Genomic DNA, 18,573 nt, shown 5'->3' on the forward strand with positions numbered 1-18,573 from the left:
GTGTGGTGTATATGGCTCTTAATCCAGTTTTAGTAATAAAAATTGTAGATGGGAATTCTGTTGGTGTTAGAGCAAGACTTAAAGATGATTATATTGAACATGAAATTGTCTTAAATTCAGTACTTGCTTATTATTGGGCTAATGATTTCCCGCCTGTTGTAAAATTTTTAGAACTTTTTGAATCTGTTATAAAAAGAACTATTAATGAGCTAATGCCTCATAAAAACTTAAATTTAAAATATGAAATTAAAGCAGATGCAAAACTTGAAGATGCATCTGAAATAGAGATTAATTTAATTGAAGTTGAAGCTGATGGTGTTGGCTTTAAAATTGACGGAAAACAATTAGTTCTTCAGGGCTTTAGAAACACTGATAATCCTGAAGAAAAAACTTACACATTCGCTGAAAGTTTTGATAAAAATATAGAAACGCCTGATATTGTTTTAAAAAAATATGAAGAAATGAAAAACAAATAAGTTTTATACATTTCTTCTTATATCTGGCAATAATTCCATAAACTTATTTAAACATTCTTCTTCTGACTGGAAGTTATTACCTTTAATTAATCCGTTTTCATAGATTATCTGATTTTTGACAGCTATTTTTTTAGAATCGCTTGAAATTACTTTATCTTTTAGCTGATTTTTTGTATTTTCAATATTTATTGTATATGGAAGCTGGTATTCGAAACTGCCTTCCGAATAGTCAACAGCAATGCTTTCATCATCATCAATTTTTGATAAATTTAAAGCTACTTTTTTAAAACCTATTGATTTTAATTTAGCATTTATTTCTTTTAATGTATTTTCATTTGATATTTTATTTAAATTGTCAACTTCACATAGGGCAAGCCCATTATTATTTCGAACTTTGACGATTTCACACTCTGTTTTTTTATAGATGTAATCTTCACTGTCACTGATCTGTTTAATATTTTCTCTGGTCATTCTGGTGTTGGTAGGCAGTCGGGTTCCAAGACAGGTAGTTGATCTTGAAAATGGAATACTGTGTCTGTTTAAGTATTCATGAATCTCTTTAGAAGTTAATTTGGCATAAATAAAAGGACTTTCAATATTGTTTTTATATGTAATTAGTATTCCTGGTCTATCCAAAACCAGATCGCTTATATTATTTCCGTCTAAAACAGATTCATAACCGTTTTTTTCAGCATACTTTTTAATATTCCCATACATTAAATCTCTGCATACAAAACATCTGTCTGATTTATTGGCCAGTAAATTTTCATGTTCGTAGAAATTCAAATCAATAATCTGATGTCTGATTCCAAATTCTTTAGCTGTTTTTTTACAGTGTTTGATAAAACCTGTAGGAAATATGTGATTATCAATAGTTATAGCTATTGGGTCATCACTAACTTCAGATGCAAGATATGCAAGTAATGTACTGTCTGCACCTCCGGAAAAAGCTATTGCAACTTTACGATTTTTAAGTGTGTTTTTTACTTTTTCAACTTTTTCATCCAGATTCATTCTATCACATGTGTTATATACCTTATTAAAGATTTTGCATCCTCTTTTTTAATATCCTCGCAAAAACGAATAAAGGTAACTAATCGATCCTTTGTATCATCATCTAATTTTGAACTGTTTAATGTTTGTGCATAATTTCTTTTTGGATAGAATGTGGATTTGGCAATGGAAAGCAATTCATTCTTTTCATCTTCAGTAATGATATTTTCTTTTACGGCTTTTGTAAATGTATATTCCATATTGATTAAAGGTTCAGATAACTGCTCTAAAGTTTCACTGTCAAGCATAACTGCAACATCATCATCAGAAGTTACTTTTCCAGTTGCATACTGTTCATAAACATAACCGATTCCTTTCATACCTAAAGTATCCAGTTCTGAAGCTCTTAGGGCACCCATACTGGAGGATCCAACAACAGTTATTCCTTCATCAATTGCTTTTAGGATTTCTCTATGGGCAACTGCAGAATTCTGATGAAAAACACCGTCAATTATTCCAATAATGTCAGGATGTTCTTTAATGGCCAATCCAAGATCTCCACGTTTGATAGGTTTTTTATAAATAACTTCAACATCTCCGTGATTATCCAATATTTCTTTTGCTTCATCAAATGAAAGTGATAAACCAGTATAAATTATTATTTTAACCATATGAATCTAAAATTTTAAACAGCGGTCTCCGGCACGGGTATTGTCTAGGGAATAGAGTTCCATTGTAGGAATCACAACACGAACTACACTTACTCCAAGTTCCGGACGTGTTAAATCAGCATATAATATTTTATCTAATCCGTTTTTTGCTAATTCATCTTTAACAATTTCAATGTCCTGATTTATGGAATTGGTGCTTTTATCTTCAATATCACTAAAAGATATTTTATTTTCTTCGTCTTCAAAATATTGGCTATTGATTCTTTTCATACGCTCATAACCAGCTTTACGTGCAAAATCAGCTCTTACAGTATCTTCACGAGCACCCTGAATTTGTGTTGCTCTGCTTTGTGCTACTTCAGTAAGGGCACGTAAAACAGCTATTTCGGGATTGAGATGAGTTCCAATACCTAAAGACAATAATCCAGCATCTTTTAAAACAGTATCGTCTGCAGATGAAGCTATTGTAGGAACGCCCACATCTGCAGTTAAATCCATTAGCTTAATGTTAATTCCATTTTCTTTGTATTTATTAAGAATTTGATTAATACTGTCACTGTCAATACTTTCAAGGTCAATCTGTTTTGAATTTTTATGGGTAAGTTCAAAAATACTCCATGCATCTCTTTCAATAACTTCGAAAATCCCGTGTAAAATAGCTTCTTCTAAAATATTTCCGGAAGCTAATCCATTGGTATTTCCTTTAAATAAACCCTGAACATTATTTTCAGGAACATAAGGGTGGTATATAGCATTAGATGGAATATAGTAATCTTCTCCAGAAATCAGATCTCTTGACATGCTCCATTCCAAATTCATTGTGTCAAGCAAATCTTTGCTGAAATCTTTCGGTAAATTTAGAGAAATAGGATCAATATAATTTCCGTCTATTTCATTTAAAGTTGCAATAAAAGTTTCATCACTTTCCTGCTTTTCAGCAGAGTATCTCTCAAAACCTTCCATCATAGCTGAAGCTTTAGCATGGTCTGGAGTAATTCCTTTACCTCCATATATGCTTATTCCACCATCCTGGGCAGTAGGTCTGATAGCTGAAAAAACAGGAATTCCAATTCTGTCCAAATGGGTTATTTCAGTTATACGAGTTATACCAGCTATTTTTGTTTTGCTTTCATTGTTTTCGATTGTTTTTGAAGGAGGTATTACCCTGTGTGTCCCTTTAAAAAATGTTATTTCTTGATTTTCCATTGTCCATTATCCTATTAAAATCTTTATTATACCTTCAACACCTACGGTCATAGAAAGATAAGTCATAATTCCTGAAATAGCAATTGTAACAATCCAGATTAATCCATTCCATCTGAGTACTTTACTGCCGTCTAAATTCCAAATAGGAATCAAGTTAAATGTAGCTAAATAGCTGTTAATAGTAAATCCAAGTGAACAGACAAGGAATATGATTTGCATTGTTTGACTGAAAAATGCCATTGGATAAACTGCAGCAGCTATTAATAGGAATATAATAGCAAGTACTATATTAACTACAGGTCCAGCTATAGATATTATACCATTGGTTCTGTCATCTAAGAAATTTGCATAAGTATAAACTGCTCCTGGAGCTGCAAATACAATTCCGCAAAAGGAACTGGCTAAAGCAATAATCAAACCAACTGGCCAGAGCTGATATTCAGACCAGTAACCAAAATGCATTGCACTGAATTTATGTCCAAGTTCATGAAGAATAAATCCTAAACCTACACCTACCATTACAATAGGTAATATAAAGTACATTGCAGAGAAATCTCTACCTGTATACAATATTGAAAAAGAAAGTGAGATAACGAAAAATGAAATTATCAAGTCCCTCACTTCATTGCTTGTAAATTTAAACATGGTTTTTACATATCTAATTTTATATATAAAAATTTTTTCAGTAAATTGCTTTTTATAGCATATAATATAGCATAATACCAAGTATGATAAAGAAGAAATTTAACCCGTACAGTGAAAGAGCACCTCTTAAGTATTTATCTTCATCAGATTTTGCGTATAAATAATATGTTATGATACATCCTGTTATTAAAACTGGAATAGTTATATAAAGACTGATATATTTTTTAATAATGAAAATAGCTATTGGAATAATAATAGCTATTGTTTGTTTTGCATTCATTTTTTAATTCTCCTTTTTTAATTAGTAATTCCTGTAAGTTCTGTAAATGGGATTGTAGTAAATTGATAAAGTAATATGAAGAATATGATTAATGCTATTGCTAAATATATTGCTTCTCCTTTTTTGGTCCTGTTTTCAAATGGCAGATATTTGTTGATTTTGTTTGGGTATATTAGCCATATGAAGCATGCTGTTGTGGATATTAGTAGTCCTATTATGTTTATTGGGGATGTTTCGTAGAGGCATTGTGTGTATCCTAAATAGCAGCAGATAGATAATATTGGCCAATAGTAGTTAGGTTCGTAGCCTGCATCATAAACAATTTCTCCATTTTCTTCTAAACTGGAATCGTTAAATGTTTTAAATTTAAGCCCTATTCCTAAAAAAGGCAGTGCAAATATTATTGCTAATAAAATTGATTTTATAATATTTACTCCAGCACACAAACATATCATAAGCACAGATAAAGAGGTGGTTGATGCTCCTAGAAGCATGAATGAGAAAATTTGGAGAGAAAATCCTCTGAAATTAGTGAAGTTGTACAATCCATATTTTTCATCTAATTCATCACCATAATACTCCACAATCCATACTCCACATGTTCCAAATACAAAAAAAAGAAAACCGAAAAATCCTAACCATGTGATACTAGATGTAGCTATGGCTAAAAATAGGATTATTCCATAACTTTTGATTGCTCTTTTTTTAATATCTTCTTTTTTTGGAAAATACTTTCTATTAGGATCTAATTTGAATAAATTAAATAGATTTGTCATTATTTATTCCTCTATCGTTATTTTAAGTCATTAAATACCTGATTAGTAATCTGAGGATTATAAAAACAAAATTTAGCATGTATAATCTCATAGCATATTTTAAGTATTTGTTTTCTTTTGATTGCTTGTAATAAGCATAAGTTATTATTAATCCAATTATTGAAAAAATAATCCATAGATAAGTGTTTAAAAAGCTATGCACTACAAAAATTACAAATGGCACTCCTATTGTAATGTAATTTTTAAAATTTTTGTTCATATTAATTCACCATGTGTTTAAATAAATTTTTAAGTAAAATCCTGAATTTGTAAAATGGAACACAATGAAAAATACAATAAATATTAGTATAATATATAATAAGAATCCTTTTTCGGTTTTATTATTAAATCTTAATAAATTACTTCCTTTATCTGGGAAAATTAAAGCTAAAAATCCCAAACAGGTTATTGCACATAATATTGTTTGATTAATAACATTGTGTTCGAAAATTACTTGTGGAAAACCAATATAACATAGTAACATACTTAATCCAAGATAGATAAATGGCCTATAACCTAATGAGTTGTTATTTCTGCTTTTGTCATTGAAACAATTTGGTCTTAAGCCGATTCCCAGCATAGGTAAAACAAAGATAATTGCTAAAACAAATGCATTTATTTTATTGAAACAACATAAATATGCAATTAAAAACACTCCTAATGTTGATGGAGTAAAACATAAAGTCATAAAGCGTTCTATTGGATAGAATGTTATATACTGTTTCCAATCATGTTTTTTGTAAATTTCTCTTTGATAATAGAAAAATAACACTGGACCAATGGTTAATGAAATATATATTATCATGAATGCGGTTAACCAATGCCATTTAAAAATTAAGAGCATTGCCATAAAAAATAATGCATACATCCAAAATGCTGCTTTTTTAAGAAATGATTTTCTAAAAAACATATTGTCATCTAACATTTTATTAAATTTATTCATATTAACACCCTTCTTAATAAACTGGAACTTCTGCAATTTCAAATAAATAATTGGCAGTAGTTTTTTTCACTGCTTTATTAAAATTCCTTCATGTTGGATGTCGGAGAGTATCTGTTGATAGACAGTTTAAACCAAGACCCATTAGACCAAAACGCACTGCGATAACTGTTGGAACAGTTTAACTCATTTTTCATTCATTATGCAGGTCTGTATTGTGTTAAATCCTGCTTGTGCATCAATTAATATTCCAGTATTTATTTTCTCAGTTTTTTCAAATAATGTACTATATATAATAATTTTAAATAAAAATATATAATTTTTATCTAAATTTTCAACGAGTTTATAATAAAGAGTTGTTATTTGATTGTTATTATTTTGAACATTTTCATATTTTTAATATGATTTGTTGATTACTAGTTATTTTTTTTTAATTAGTAATTCCTGTAATTTCTGTAAATGGGATTGTAGTAAATTGGTAAAGTAATATGAAAAATGCAATGAATACTATTGCTAAATATATTGCTTCCCCTTTTTTGGTTCTGTTTTCAAATGGCAGATATTTGTTGATTTTGTCAGGGAATGTTAGCCATATGAAGCATGCTGTTGTGGATATTAATAATCCTGCCATGTTTATTATGGATGTTTCGTAGAGGCAGTGTGTATCCTAAATAGCAGCAGATAGTCAGTACTGGCCAATAGTAGTTAGGTTCGTAGCCAGCTTCATAAACAATTTCTCCATTTTCTTCTAAACTGGAATCGTTAAATGTTTTAAATTTAAGCCCTATTCCTAAAAAGGGTAGTGCAAATATTATTGCTAATAAAATTGATTTTATGATATTTACTTCAGCACACAAACACATCATAAGCACAGATAAAGAGGTGGTTGAAAATCCTAAAATAGTAAACGCAAATATTTGATAAGAATATCCTCTAAAATTGTTAAAATTGTATAAGTGATATTTTTCATCTAATTCATCACTATAATATTCTATTAAGAATATGCCTCCTAATGCAAATAATAATAACAAGAAAAATAAAAATCCAATCCATGTAAATGGTGATATTAGAATTGCTATTAATAAAAATCCTCCGAATAATTTTATAAATCTTTTTTTCACGGTTTTTTTATCTGCAAAATATTTCTCATCAATATTAAATAAATTAAATAATTTTAACATAGAATCACCTAGGGTAAAGGAACTCCTGTAAAACTGGACCTGTCATTTGTTATTATTAGTTATTGCCTGCTCAAGTCAAATATTGGTGCAGTTTTGCTAATCTTATTAACTGAAGCATTTGAAATAAAAACAGTCTTCTTTTTCATTAAGTATTTTTATCCTGTGTTTAGATTAAATGCTATTTAATAATTTTAAAATAAAAATTATATATATAACTGTTGTTTAATATTTTGAAAGATATTAAAACTAGAAAAATATAATGATTATCTAATAGAAGGTGTAAAAAAATGGAAATGAATGAATTTCATATTAACAATATTTTAAAGGACATGGAAAAAAAGGATTATCATGGTTATTTACTTGCACAGTTTACTAATGTTCAATATATTTCAAATTACAAACCTACTAGTTTCGCTTTTTGTGTTATAAAAGAAGATCCAATTATTTATGCATCAAAAATGGATATGGAAATAGCTAATAAAACATCATCAATTGAGGTTAAGCAATTCACTTCATTTTCAGATATGGTTGATGAACTTAAAAAGGAAGGAATTTCCAATCTGGCTATTGAACCAAGTTTGGTTTACAGTACATATGAAAAATTCAAAGATTCTTTCAATATAAAATCTGAAACATTCGTTGATACTCAAAGACAAATTAAAACATCTGATGAAATATCCAAAATTCAAAAAGCGACACAGATTGCTCAAAAGGCATTTGTTGATTTGGATATTTTAAATAATACAAATCCTGAAAATATTGTTGCTTTGGATTTGGATAATTTAATGAGAAAATACGGTGCTGAAGGCAATTCTTTTGATACTATTGTAACAAGCGGTTCAAATTCAAGTCTTCCTCATGCAACACCTCAGGATAAACAGTTAGAACAGCCAATATTGATTGATTGGGGAGCAAAATATCAGGGTTACTGTTCAGACAACACCAGAACTATGGTTTACACAGAAAAGCAAAATGAAATTTGTGATATTGTAGCAGAAGCTCATGATAAAGCTATAAAAGCAATTAAACCAGGTCTTAAATGCTGTGAAATTGATAAAGTAGCTCGTGATATTATAAGTGAATATGGTTATGGTGACAATTACATTCACTCAACAGGCCATAGTGTAGGTTTGGATATTCATGAAATACCGACATTTTCAGCTAAAGACAAAACAGTAATTGAAAAAGGAATGGTTATCACAGTTGAACCCGGCATTTATCTGGAAGATAATTTTGGTGTCAGGCTTGAAGATACAGTAGCTGTTGAAAAAAATAAAGGAAAAATAATTGGTGATTTACCTTTAATTATTGAATAAACTTTCAAAAATTGATTTAAGTTACAACTAAGATTTTATATACTTCAAAGTTGTAGTTTAATTTATGAAATCTAAAATTATTCATTCATTATCTTTATTTTTAGAAAATAAACTTTCTGAAAAGCAATTGTCCAAAGTTCAGGAATTTTTACTAAGTGGGGACATTGAGATAGTTGCATCTAAATTTTTAGCTGTTTTAATATTTTTTATTTTATTTGCAGATGTTGTAATTGGAATATTCATTGTATTTCTTAAAATATCTGATTTGTATTTGTTTTTACCGTTTTTAACTGTTCCTCTTTTTGCTACTTATGTTTTTATAAAACAGGAAAAACGGGCAGCAGAAATTGAAAAATCAGCTCCGGACTTTTTAAGACAGCTTTCAGCTATGTTGAAAGTTGGTTTAAGTTTTGAAAATGCAATGGATGATCTCTCTAAATATGGTGAAGGGCCTTTGTATGATGAAACAAGACGTGCAATTGCAGAAATAAAAGTTGGAAGAAACTTTGATGATGCATGGATGGCTATGGCTCAAAGATTAAAGTCAAAAGAACTTGAGAGAATTTTTGCAATAATATTGGGAAGCCGTAAAAGCGGGTCAAGTATTGCTAATGTTATTTTTTATGTTTCAAATAATTTGAGGGATATGCTGGCTTTAAAACGTGAAAGGAAATCTTCGGTTATGATGGCAGTTATGTTTTTAATAATTTCGGCAGTAATAGCCAGTCCTTTTGCATTGGGGATGGTTAGTGTTTATTCCCAGTTTATGCAAAGCTTTGGAAAACAAACACAGCTGATTTCAGTAGCTCCTTTTGCAGGGCAAATCTATTTAGTAATTCATTCAGTTTTGGTTGGTTTGATAGTAAGTATAATTATGTATGGCAATGTTAAAAAAGGAATTAAGTTTTCCATACCTTTAGCTTTGCTTTCTTATGGGATATTTTATCTGATTTCCAATTTTGCAGGAGCTATGTTTTTAGGTTAGGTGATAATATGGTTGATAATAAAGGTCAGACTTCAGCAGAATTTATTTTATTGGTTGGCGGAATTATTGTAATTGTTTTACTGACTTTAATGTTTTACAGGAATTATATCACAGGTTTGTCTGGTGAAATTAAAGGTGAAGAAGTTTCTAACTTTAATGGTAAGTTAGACTCCCTATCAGAATATTTTACTTAATTATATGTGGTATAGACCAGATAATAATTATTGCAACTAAACAGGAAGCAATTATTGCTGGCGGATAGAAGAAATAACCAATTACATATCCAATTATGATTGTAGCTATTGTTGCTGTAAATTCATAGTTCTTATCTAGAGCTACCTGCAGAGCAATATTTCCTTTATCTGCATTTTTTAAACTTTCTGAAGTATAAATATAAATTAAATTAACCAGTATGAAATCCAGCCCATATATTGACTGAGCAAAGAATGAATGGAAGTTATTAGCTACAAAACTTGTTAAATAGGGTAGCAAAGACAATATAAATATTGAAATTCCGCTTGACCAGATAACTTTATGATCAATGTGGTTTACAATGCTGAATAGATTGTTATGATAATTCCAGTAGTTAAAACAGACTATAAAACTGATTAAATAAACAATAAATTCTAAATGCAGTTCTCTTAAAGCCTGCCAGCTACCGTCTGCAGGTATTGGAATTTCCAGAACAATGATTGTTATTATTATTGCAAGAATTGCATCAATTAATGCTTCAAATCTTCCACTTTCCATTTTCAACACCTTTTCTATGTATTCTGGCTATGACTATCCACATTATAACTGCAATTAAACAGCTGATGTAGATTCCAGGAATAAAAACACTGTAACTTAACCCGAAACCAATTAAAATCACAGCTAATGGAATTAATGCATATAAGTTGTCATAATCTGCTTTTATTAGTTTATCATTGTAGGGATCACTTTTATGAACAGCTTTAACTGCCATATTATATGTGATATTTATTGCAATGAATAGTAATCCGAAGGTGGTTTCACTAGCTATTGAATATGCGTCCTGTGTTAACCATAATGTAAAATATGGAATTAGAGTTATTTCAAAAATTAGGATTCCATTTAGTATTACTGCAGTATTGTCAATATTTTCTACAATTTGGAATAAATTGTGGTTGCTGTACCATATATTGAACAATGTTAAAAAACTGATGAAATAAGCGATATAATATGTTTTCAAGGTCCAAAAAGCTCCAATTGTCGCACTTTCGGGTTGGGGCAGTTTTAGAACAAGTACAGTCATAGCTATTGCAATTACTGCATCAGCGAATGTTTCAAATCTTGCAGTTTCCATAATATCAATATTGTTTAATTAATTACTTTAAATATATGTTTTTTTAATATAATTAAGTAAGGTGATAAAATGGATATGTTAATAAATGGTAAACATGTTTCAGCTGATGATTTGGCAGAAGTTAAAAATCCATATACTGGGGAAGTTATAGATACAGTTCCTGTTTCTCATTTAAACAATGTGGATTTAGCTATTGATGCTGCAGTTAATGCTAAAGATTCTATTGGGGAAATGTCTGCATTTAAAGTTTCAAATAAATTATATGCAGTTTATGAAAAATTAAAAGATAATAAGGATGAATTAGCTGAATTGCTTACAAAAGAAGTAGGTAAACCTATTAATGAGTCTGTTGTTGAAGTTAACCGTTCAATTGAAACATTAAGACTTTCAGCAGAAGAAGCTAAAAGAATTTATGGTGAAACAGTTCCATTGGATGGTGGAATAAACGGCAAAGGTTTTTTTGCATTTACTCAGAGGGTTCCATTAGGTGTTGTAGCAGCAATAACTCCATTTAATTATCCGCTAAATTTATCAATTCATAAAATAGCTCCTGCTATTGCATGTAAAAATACTGTAATCATCAAACCTCCATTAAATGCACCATTAACAGTTATGAAATTTGCTGAACTTGTAAATGAAGAGTTTCCAGACGGTGTTATTAATACTGTAACTGGATATGGTTCTGAAGTAGGTGATGCATTAGTAACTTCTCCTAAAGTAGATAAAATTTCATTTACTGGAAGTGTAGCTACCGGGCTGCTTATAGCTTCAAGAGCAGGAATGAAAAAAGTTACTTTGGAACTGGGAGGTAATGATCCTCTTCTTGTTCTAAAAGATGCAGATATTGATAAGGCAGTTAAAGGAGTAATGAACGGTGCTTATTTAAATGCAGGACAGGTGTGTATGGGTGTTAAAAGGATTATTGTTGATGAATCAATAGCTGATGAATTTACACAAAAGTTAGTTAGTGAAACTAAAAAAATCAAAATGGGCAATCCTATGGATAAAAACACAGTATTGGGAACACTTATTGATGAAGATGCTGCCCGTATGGTTGAAGAAACAGTCAATAATGCAGTTAAAGCAGGCGCTAAAATACTGACTGGCGGAAAAAGAGACGGTGCATTTTATGAAGCTACTGTATTGGATAATGTTACTCCAGATATGGATGTTGTTGTAAATGAAACCTTCGGCCCTGTTGCGCCAATAATTAAAGTAAAATCAGTTGATGAAGCTATTAAAGTAGCTAATGATACAGAATATGGTCTTCAGGCAGGAGTATTTACTGAAAACTTTAGAGATGGTTTAAGGTGTGCAAATGAAATTGAGGCAGGTACAGTTTTTGTAAATAAACAGTCTACATTCAGAACTGATAACATGCCTTTCGGAGGATTTAAAAATAGTGGAACAGGAAAAGAAGGAGTAAAATATGCAGTAGAAGAAATGATTAAGGAAAAATTAATAGGATTAAATTTAAGGTAGCCTATTTTAGAAAGGCTTCTACCAGATTACGTGTTTCATTAAGGGAATCCATAGGGATTCCTTTTGGCATTTCTCCGAGATTTCCTTCAACTTCTTTTAAGATATTTCCGTCCATTCCAAGAAACATTCCTTCACTGGTTGTTTCCATAAATGACTGTGGCGGAAGTAATGAAACACCAACACTGTTTCCTTCTTTTACATTTAAATCATTTGTAACTACAGTTATGGCCCTTTTTCCTAGATTAACATTACATATCATTAAGGAATCTGCATTTGGATGTTTTGTAACACTCATTATTTCTCCAACTTTTATATCAATTCCAATAATCGGATCATTGATGGGACCTAGGGCTAAACGGTCTTTAAGGCCTAAAACAGAGTCTATAAAGAATCTTACTTTAGCTACATTTTCAATTGTTTTTTCCTTATCCTCTTTAGGAGCATTGCTTATAAAAGATTTGTTCCATCCGTCTCCACCTAAACATTCAACAATTTTTTCTCCTTTTTCAATTATTGCTGCAACATCTGGAGAGTTAACCAAATCATCTCCTTCAAGATAAGAGTAACTTAATGATTGGAAATCACTGTTCATGTTTTTTGCTGTTTCAATAGCTAATTTTTTATTCCAGTTTCCTCTAAATGATGCAGTTTGGATAATATTCAAATATTGTTCTCTTGCATGGTTTGCTACTAAAATTCTATAATCTTTACTTGTGTCCCACAATTTATAGTCTCCTTTGTATTCTCTTTAAAATATTTATTTTAATATATTCTTATATTTTTCCTTGTTTTAGGCCTTATTTTGCTTAAAAATTTGTTACATCATAAACTATTTATATTAACAAGTAAATAAATTTAAAATAAGTTAAAGTTATTAATTTACTTTAAGTATAACACGAATTAGATTACATATTGTGGTGTATCAAATGGTGGAAGTTTCAAGTTTAAAAGAATTAGATATTTATACAGTAACAGGACACTATGTCGGAAGAGTGGCTGATGTAATTCTTAATATTAGATTAGGTACAATTTCTAAATTGCAAGTAAGGGCTATTGAACCTGAAAAAAAACAAGTAGGTTTCAGAGACCTTATGAAAAGAAGTTTTCAGGTTGCTCCAGAAGAAGAACATGATGTAAGATCTTTTAAAAATGATTTATTAACTATTGATTTTGATAAAGTTCAAGCTATTGGCGATATAATGTTGATTAATCCAAGAGATATGAAAAAAGTAAGACATGAACCACCAGTGTCTGAAGCCATTTCTCCTAATCAACAATCTCAAATTCCAAAACAAAGTGAGCCTAAAGCACAAACAGAATTTGAAAAATTCTAAGGTTAATTTTTCATCTTTTTTTATTTATTTTTTTTATTTATTCTTGTATTTTTAATTAAATTATTTTTTTTGTTGTGATTTTATGAAAGTGGGAATTATAGGCTGTGGTGCTATTGCTAATATTATAGCTAGTACTATTGTTCCGGAAGATAATAATATAGATATTGAATATTTTTATGATAATGATGTTGAAAGAGCAGAAAACTTGGCATCTTTTGCTAATGGTGTAGCTGTTTTAGATTTAAATGACATGTTGGACAAAGTGGATTTGGTTTTAGAATGTGCTTCTCCGGATTCTGTTAAAGAACATGCGCCAAATGTATTGTCTCATGGTATAGATATGATTATTATGAGTATTGGTGCATTTATGGATAAGGAATTCTACAGTAAAGTAAATGATATTTGTAAAAAGAAAGGTACAAGAATACACCTTCCTTCAGGAGCAGTTGTAGGACTGGACGGTATTAAAGCTGTAGCTGATTTTAATTTGGAAGAAGTTAACTTAGTTACTCGTAAATCTCCTAAATCTTTAGGTAAAGATATTGATGAAGAGGAAGTTTTATTTGAAGGTAAGGCATCAGAAGCAGTAAAAGAGTTTCCACTTAATATTAATGTAGCTGCAACTATAAGTTTGGCCTGTAATCAGGACATTAATGTAAAAATTATTGTAGATCCGAATGTAGACAGAAATGTCCATGAAATTACTGCAAAAGGAGATTTTGGAGAGTTTAAAACAACTACTAAAAATTTCCCATGCAGTGCAAATCCGAAAACCAGTATGCTGGCTGCACTTTCTGCAATTAAATTACTTAAAAGTTTCAATGAATCCATTACTGTAGGATTGTAGGCAATGAAGGAATATGAAGTTTACAGGGATTTGAAAGTTCCTGTAAACTCAAGAATTATCTTAAGACTGGACGGTAGAAGTTTTCACTCATTAGCTAAAAATTTAAACCTTAAAAAACCATATGATGGAGATTTTGCAGGATTGATGGTTAAAGTTTCTAAAGATTTATTTAATGAGTTTGCTCCAGCATTTATTTACACATTTTCAGATGAAATAAGTGTTCTTTTAGATAATATTCCATTTAATGGCAGAATTGAAAAAATAAATTCAGTAGTAGCCAGTTTTGCAGCCAGTTCATTTACATACAATTTAAATAAGGAAATTGCCAAGCCGATTGCATTTGACAGCAGAATTATTCCGATAAATGATAATGATATTCCTAAATATTTTAAATGGAGACAGGACGAGGCCTGGAGAAACTGCATAAATGCTTATGGAATTCATATTTTAAAATCAAAATATGGTGATAAAGTAGCTAATGAAAAAATAAAAGGATTAAAGTCTTCAGATATTCATGAACTCTTATTTGATGAAGGAATTAATCTGAATGATGTTGATAATTGGAAAAAAAGAGGAATAGCTATTTATAAACAAAATAAAGAAATTGTAGGTTACAATAAAAAGGAAAATAAAAATCAGGTATCTTACCGTAGCTTTTTATTTGAGGATTTTGAAATTCCAATTTTCAGCGAAAACTTTTTTAAGGATATAAATATAATTTAATTGTGATATTATGGGTTTTATTTCAAAATTATTTAATACAGATAGTGATGAATTCAAGGAAGTTAGAGTTGATAGGGAAGTCCTTGAATCTGTAATTTATTATGCTAAAAAAGCGTATCCTAATGAATTTTTAGCTTTTTTTGACGGTAAAATCAAAGATAAAGTGCTCTATATTACTAGTCTGATTTTTTTACCTGGTGAAACCTGTGATGTTGGAGCTGTTGTACATACTGAGATGCTGCCACCTACTTTAAAGTACTGGGGTTCAGTTCATTCACATCCCGGACCAAGTGCACATCCTTCCGGTGCAGATTTAAAAACATTTTCTAAAAATGGTTTATTTCATATGATTGTCTGTTTGCCTTATAGCTTAGAAACATTTATGGCATATGACAAGTATGGAGAACCTATGGATTATACTGTAGGGGAATATGCTGGTGAAATTGACGGAGACATTAGCGAATTTTTTGATGAAGATGATGTTTTAAAAGATGGTGAAGTGTTAAAACCGGGATTTTTTGATGATGAAGATGATTTTGACTTGGAAGACGAAGATATAGATCAGGATTACAGGGAATACGAGATGAAAACTCAAAACAGTAATCCTACAATAATTTCCAATATAGAATTGCCCCCTCTTTGTGATGGAGATAATATTCAAATTGAATTAGATGAAAACGGAAATATTAAACGTATTTATAAGCTTCCAAAAGATGAATAATTTTCTAATTTTTTATTTATTTTTAAAATTTTAATTCTAGGACAATATTGAATTTTAAGTGTGTATTTCATTGGGGTCTATTCAATAAGGTTTATCCCGATATCTGTCCCGTTTTTTGGAACTAGGGTTCCACCAGTGTCTAGTTTGGCTGTCTTCATAATCTTTTGTCGCTTCATTATATGGAGTGTAGCTATTTTCAATTGTTGCTTTCATGGAATCATACTGTGTTTTAGTAAGTTCCTCTTCAGGATAATTTTCATCATCCCATGGTAAATCTCTAGCTAATACTTTTTTTCTTAAATCATATGTGGAGCCACCATGAATATCATATTTTCTGCCATCAATAGTATAAACATAACTCCACGAAAACTTATTATGTTTTTTTATTTCAAATGAAGAAATTTTTTTATTGTTCATTTTATCACTTGTTTTATTTCAAATTAAGAATATTTTTTAACTGAAAGACACATTTAAAAAAATATTTTGGTATATATTATATTATCCATATTATTTAAACACATGTTAGACATTCTTTAAAATATTATTCTGCAATTATTAAAGTTAAAGTTTTAGAAAATTAATTATTGATAAATAATGGTTAAAATTCACAGAGATTTAACCTATTATTAATTGATAAAATGAAGTGGGGGTATGGAATGGTTTTATGATGGAATACAAAATAAAGCATCAGAATTAGAAAAATACTCCAGTTTCCATCTAGTGAGGATGGCAATAAATTTACATATAGGCATGATTTTAAAAGAAAAAGAACTATATGAAAAAACTATGGATGAAATTTATGCAAAAAGATATATTTAATCAAGGAAATTGATGGGTTTCTAGAGATGATTTAATCATTAGAATGGTAAAATTTGATTTTGTAAATTTTTATTATGGTGTTTTTTAGGTTATATTTAAAAGTTATTAAAATTTAAAGAATAAAAAAATAAAAAACAATATGGTGAAATAATTGTTTTTTATTATAATTCTAATCCAATAGCGTCATAGACATTGTCTAAGTCTTGGATTCCTTTTATTACTTCTTTTGGAATTTCTTTATCAAGAGTTAAGATCATAATAGCTCTTCCGCCTTTTTCATCTCTTCCCACTTGCATAATTCCGATGTTTATTCCGTATTCACCTAATGCGGTGCCAATTTTACCGATGCTTCCAGGCACGTCTTCATATTTAGCTATGAACATGTGGCCTTCAGGTTTTACATCTACCCAGTAGTCATTTACTTTTAAGATTTTAGGGTCGTGTAATGTTGTTCCTTCTGCAGAGAATTCATCATCTTCACTTTTTGCAGTTACTTTAATTAAGGAATCATATCCTTTTGAATTTTCAGTTTTGCCTTCAGTTACAATGATTCCTCTGTTTTTAGCTACAATGGAAGCATTTACTGCAGTAACCGGTGAGCTTAAAAATGGATTTACTGCTCCCTGAAGTACAGTTCTGGTTAACATTTCAAGATTGTCGATTTTGGATAATTCTCCGGAGTAAATAACTTCAATTTCTTTAATTTTTCCGTTTACTGCTTGTGAGATGAAACTACCTAATTTTTCACATAATTCTAAGTAAGGAGTTACTTCCTGATAGGTGTTTCTGTCGATACGTGGGAGGTTTAATACATTTTGAGGTGTTCCTCCGTTGATTAAATCGATAATTTCATCAGCTACAATGATTGCAGCATCTCTTTGTGCTTCTTTAGTTGAAGCTGCAATATGTGGAGTTAATACAATATTGTCAAGTTCGAATAATTTGCAGTCTTTAGCTGGAGGTTCTTCTTCATATACATCTAAAGCCGCTCCTCCAATTTTATCATTGGACAATGCTTCATATAATGCATCTTCATCTATGATTCCACCACGTGCACAGTTTGCAATAAATGCTGTGTCTTTCATTATTTCAAACTCTTTTGTAGAGATTAAATGTTTTGTTTCGGGAGTAAGAGGTACATGAATTGTAATGAAATCAGCTTTTTTAAGTACAGTTTCCAAATCAGTTAATTCCACACCCATTTGAGCAGCTACTTCTTCAGGCAAGTATGGATCGTATGCTACAGCATCCATTTCAAATGCTTTACATCTGTTTACAACCTGTGAACCGATTCTACCCATTCCGATTACACCGAGGGTTTTGTTTCTGAGTTCAACACCCATGAATTTTTTCTTTTCCCATTTACCTTCTTTTACAGATTTATCTGCAATTGCTGATTTACGGGCAAGACTGAGTAATAATCCCATAGTGTGTTCTGCTACAGTAATTGAAGTTGATTCTGGAGAGTTAACTACCATAATACCTTTTTCAGTAGCGGCATTTAAATCAATATTGTCTACTCCAACACCTGCTCTTGCGATTATTTTAAGATTGTCTGCTTTGTCAATAACTTCTTTAGTAAGTTTTGTCCTACTTCTTACGATAATACCTTCATATTCATGAATTGTATTTGCTAATTCTTCAGGAGTAATTGTAGTATCTACAACGACTTCTGCAGCCTCCTTCAAATTTTCAATACCTTTTTCATTAATTGCATCTGCAACAAGTACTTTCATTATTTCACCATTTTGATTTGATTTTATTTATTGGAAAAATTTATTAAATTTATAAATTAATAAAATAAATACTGATTAA

At 30.1% G+C, this 18,573-nt stretch carries 22 protein-coding genes and 1 pseudogene; 10 read left to right on the forward strand and 13 right to left on the reverse strand.

Going from position 1 to position 18,573, the window contains the following annotated elements:
- The first annotated feature begins 11 nt into the window (after positions 1–11).
- Positions 12–476 (forward strand): hypothetical protein, encoded by a 465-nt coding sequence (locus ACMC9J_RS06855; RefSeq protein ID WP_427003114.1) that lies wholly within the window; start codon positions 12–14, stop codon positions 474–476.
- Between the two features lie 3 nt (positions 477–479).
- Here ACMC9J_RS06855 and larE read toward each other — a convergent pair whose 3' ends face one another.
- From larE to ACMC9J_RS06895, 8 genes and pseudogenes are all read right to left on the reverse strand, one after another.
- Entirely contained in the window at positions 480–1,490 is a 1,011-nt protein-coding gene (gene larE / locus ACMC9J_RS06860) for an ATP-dependent sacrificial sulfur transferase LarE (protein ID WP_019264359.1), read from the reverse strand.
- Positions 1,487–2,140: a TfuA-related McrA-glycine thioamidation protein gene (locus ACMC9J_RS06865; RefSeq protein ID WP_427003115.1), complete on the reverse strand. Its 654-nt coding sequence runs from the start codon at positions 2,138–2,140 to the stop codon at positions 1,487–1,489. The genes larE and ACMC9J_RS06865 overlap by 4 nt, the downstream gene beginning before the upstream one ends.
- A gap of 6 nt (positions 2,141–2,146) precedes the next feature.
- Entirely contained in the window at positions 2,147–3,346 is a 1,200-nt protein-coding gene (locus ACMC9J_RS06870) for a YcaO-related McrA-glycine thioamidation protein (RefSeq protein WP_011953918.1), read from the reverse strand.
- A 6-nt stretch (positions 3,347–3,352) separates the two neighbouring features.
- A complete protein-coding gene (locus tag ACMC9J_RS06875) occupies positions 3,353–3,991 on the reverse strand; it encodes a site-2 protease family protein (RefSeq protein ID WP_019266350.1) in 639 nt (212 codons plus the stop codon).
- Positions 3,992–4,043: 52 nt separating this feature from the next.
- Entirely contained in the window at positions 4,044–4,271 is a 228-nt protein-coding gene (locus ACMC9J_RS06880; protein WP_427003116.1) for a hypothetical protein, read from the reverse strand.
- Between the two features lie 17 nt (positions 4,272–4,288).
- Complete coding sequence (locus ACMC9J_RS06885; RefSeq protein ID WP_427003117.1) at positions 4,289–5,047, reverse strand: hypothetical protein; 759 nt, start codon at positions 5,045–5,047, stop codon at positions 4,289–4,291.
- Between the two features lie 265 nt (positions 5,048–5,312).
- Complete coding sequence (locus ACMC9J_RS06890; RefSeq protein ID WP_427003118.1) at positions 5,313–6,029, reverse strand: hypothetical protein; 717 nt, start codon at positions 6,027–6,029, stop codon at positions 5,313–5,315.
- 427 nt (positions 6,030–6,456) lie between these two features.
- Positions 6,457–7,207 (reverse strand): annotated as a pseudogene (locus ACMC9J_RS06895) (hypothetical protein).
- A 287-nt stretch (positions 7,208–7,494) separates the two neighbouring features.
- Here ACMC9J_RS06895 and ACMC9J_RS06900 point away from each other — a divergent pair.
- The 3 genes from ACMC9J_RS06900 to ACMC9J_RS06910 all read left to right on the forward strand — a co-directional run bounded on the left by ACMC9J_RS06900 (position 7,495) and on the right by ACMC9J_RS06910 (position 9,702).
- A complete protein-coding gene (locus ACMC9J_RS06900) occupies positions 7,495–8,523 on the forward strand; it encodes a M24 family metallopeptidase (RefSeq protein ID WP_427003119.1) in 1,029 nt (342 codons plus the stop codon).
- Between the two features lie 64 nt (positions 8,524–8,587).
- Positions 8,588–9,508, forward strand: coding sequence for a type II secretion system F family protein (locus tag ACMC9J_RS06905; protein WP_427003120.1), 921 nt, complete (start codon positions 8,588–8,590; stop codon positions 9,506–9,508).
- 8 nt (positions 9,509–9,516) lie between these two features.
- Positions 9,517–9,702 carry a class III signal peptide-containing protein gene (locus tag ACMC9J_RS06910; RefSeq protein ID WP_019266346.1) on the forward strand — a complete coding sequence of 62 codons (186 nt, stop codon included), beginning with the start codon at positions 9,517–9,519 and terminating at the stop codon, positions 9,700–9,702.
- Here ACMC9J_RS06910 and ACMC9J_RS06915 read toward each other — a convergent pair.
- A complete protein-coding gene (locus ACMC9J_RS06915; RefSeq protein WP_427003121.1) occupies positions 9,695–10,258 on the reverse strand; it encodes a TMEM175 family protein in 564 nt (187 codons plus the stop codon). The genes ACMC9J_RS06910 and ACMC9J_RS06915 overlap by 8 nt on opposite strands.
- A complete protein-coding gene (locus ACMC9J_RS06920; RefSeq protein WP_019264347.1) occupies positions 10,239–10,832 on the reverse strand; it encodes a TMEM175 family protein in 594 nt (197 codons plus the stop codon). Before ACMC9J_RS06920 ends, ACMC9J_RS06915 begins: the two co-directional genes overlap by 20 nt.
- 69 nt (positions 10,833–10,901) lie before the next feature.
- On the opposite strand from ACMC9J_RS06920, the gene ACMC9J_RS06925 reads away from it, so the two are divergent.
- Complete coding sequence (locus ACMC9J_RS06925) at positions 10,902–12,314, forward strand: lactaldehyde dehydrogenase (RefSeq protein WP_427003122.1); 1,413 nt, start codon at positions 10,902–10,904, stop codon at positions 12,312–12,314.
- Between the two features lies 1 nt (position 12,315).
- On the opposite strand, the gene ACMC9J_RS06930 is transcribed toward ACMC9J_RS06925, so the two are convergent.
- Positions 12,316–13,038 (reverse strand): tRNA-binding protein, encoded by a 723-nt coding sequence (locus tag ACMC9J_RS06930; protein WP_011953907.1) that lies wholly within the window; start codon positions 13,036–13,038, stop codon positions 12,316–12,318.
- Positions 13,039–13,240: 202 nt separating this feature from the next.
- On the opposite strand from ACMC9J_RS06930, the gene ACMC9J_RS06935 reads away from it, so the two are divergent.
- The 4 genes from ACMC9J_RS06935 to ACMC9J_RS06950 all read left to right on the forward strand — a co-directional run bounded on the left by ACMC9J_RS06935 (position 13,241) and on the right by ACMC9J_RS06950 (position 15,939).
- Entirely contained in the window at positions 13,241–13,648 is a 408-nt protein-coding gene (locus ACMC9J_RS06935) for a PRC-barrel domain-containing protein (protein ID WP_011953906.1), read from the forward strand.
- A gap of 82 nt (positions 13,649–13,730) precedes the next feature.
- On the forward strand, positions 13,731–14,495 hold the full coding sequence (locus ACMC9J_RS06940; RefSeq protein WP_011953905.1) for an aspartate dehydrogenase: 765 nt from the start codon (positions 13,731–13,733) through the stop codon (positions 14,493–14,495).
- Between the two features lie 3 nt (positions 14,496–14,498).
- On the forward strand, positions 14,499–15,218 hold the full coding sequence (locus tag ACMC9J_RS06945) for a tRNA(His) guanylyltransferase Thg1 family protein (protein WP_427003123.1): 720 nt from the start codon (positions 14,499–14,501) through the stop codon (positions 15,216–15,218).
- A 10-nt stretch (positions 15,219–15,228) separates the two neighbouring features.
- On the forward strand, positions 15,229–15,939 hold the full coding sequence (locus ACMC9J_RS06950) for a Mov34/MPN/PAD-1 family protein (protein WP_427003124.1): 711 nt from the start codon (positions 15,229–15,231) through the stop codon (positions 15,937–15,939).
- A gap of 81 nt (positions 15,940–16,020) precedes the next feature.
- Here the strand turns inward: ACMC9J_RS06950 and ACMC9J_RS06955 are convergent, their stop codons facing one another.
- Positions 16,021–16,356 carry a hypothetical protein gene (locus ACMC9J_RS06955; RefSeq protein WP_427003125.1) on the reverse strand — a complete coding sequence of 112 codons (336 nt, stop codon included), beginning with the start codon at positions 16,354–16,356 and terminating at the stop codon, positions 16,021–16,023.
- A gap of 234 nt (positions 16,357–16,590) precedes the next feature.
- Here ACMC9J_RS06955 and ACMC9J_RS06960 point away from each other — a divergent pair, with 234 nt between their 5' ends.
- Complete coding sequence (locus tag ACMC9J_RS06960) at positions 16,591–16,758, forward strand: hypothetical protein (RefSeq protein WP_427003126.1); 168 nt, start codon at positions 16,591–16,593, stop codon at positions 16,756–16,758.
- A 161-nt stretch (positions 16,759–16,919) separates the two neighbouring features.
- Here the strand turns inward: ACMC9J_RS06960 and serA are convergent, their stop codons facing one another.
- Positions 16,920–18,494 carry a phosphoglycerate dehydrogenase gene (gene serA, locus ACMC9J_RS06965; protein WP_019267648.1) on the reverse strand — a complete coding sequence of 525 codons (1,575 nt, stop codon included), beginning with the start codon at positions 18,492–18,494 and terminating at the stop codon, positions 16,920–16,922.
- Between the last annotated feature and the right edge of the window lie 79 nt (positions 18,495–18,573).

Origin of the sequence: Methanobrevibacter intestini (assembly GCF_047402955.1) — an archaeon.
GTDB classification, from domain to species: domain Archaea; phylum Methanobacteriota; class Methanobacteria; order Methanobacteriales; family Methanobacteriaceae; genus Methanocatella; species Methanocatella intestini.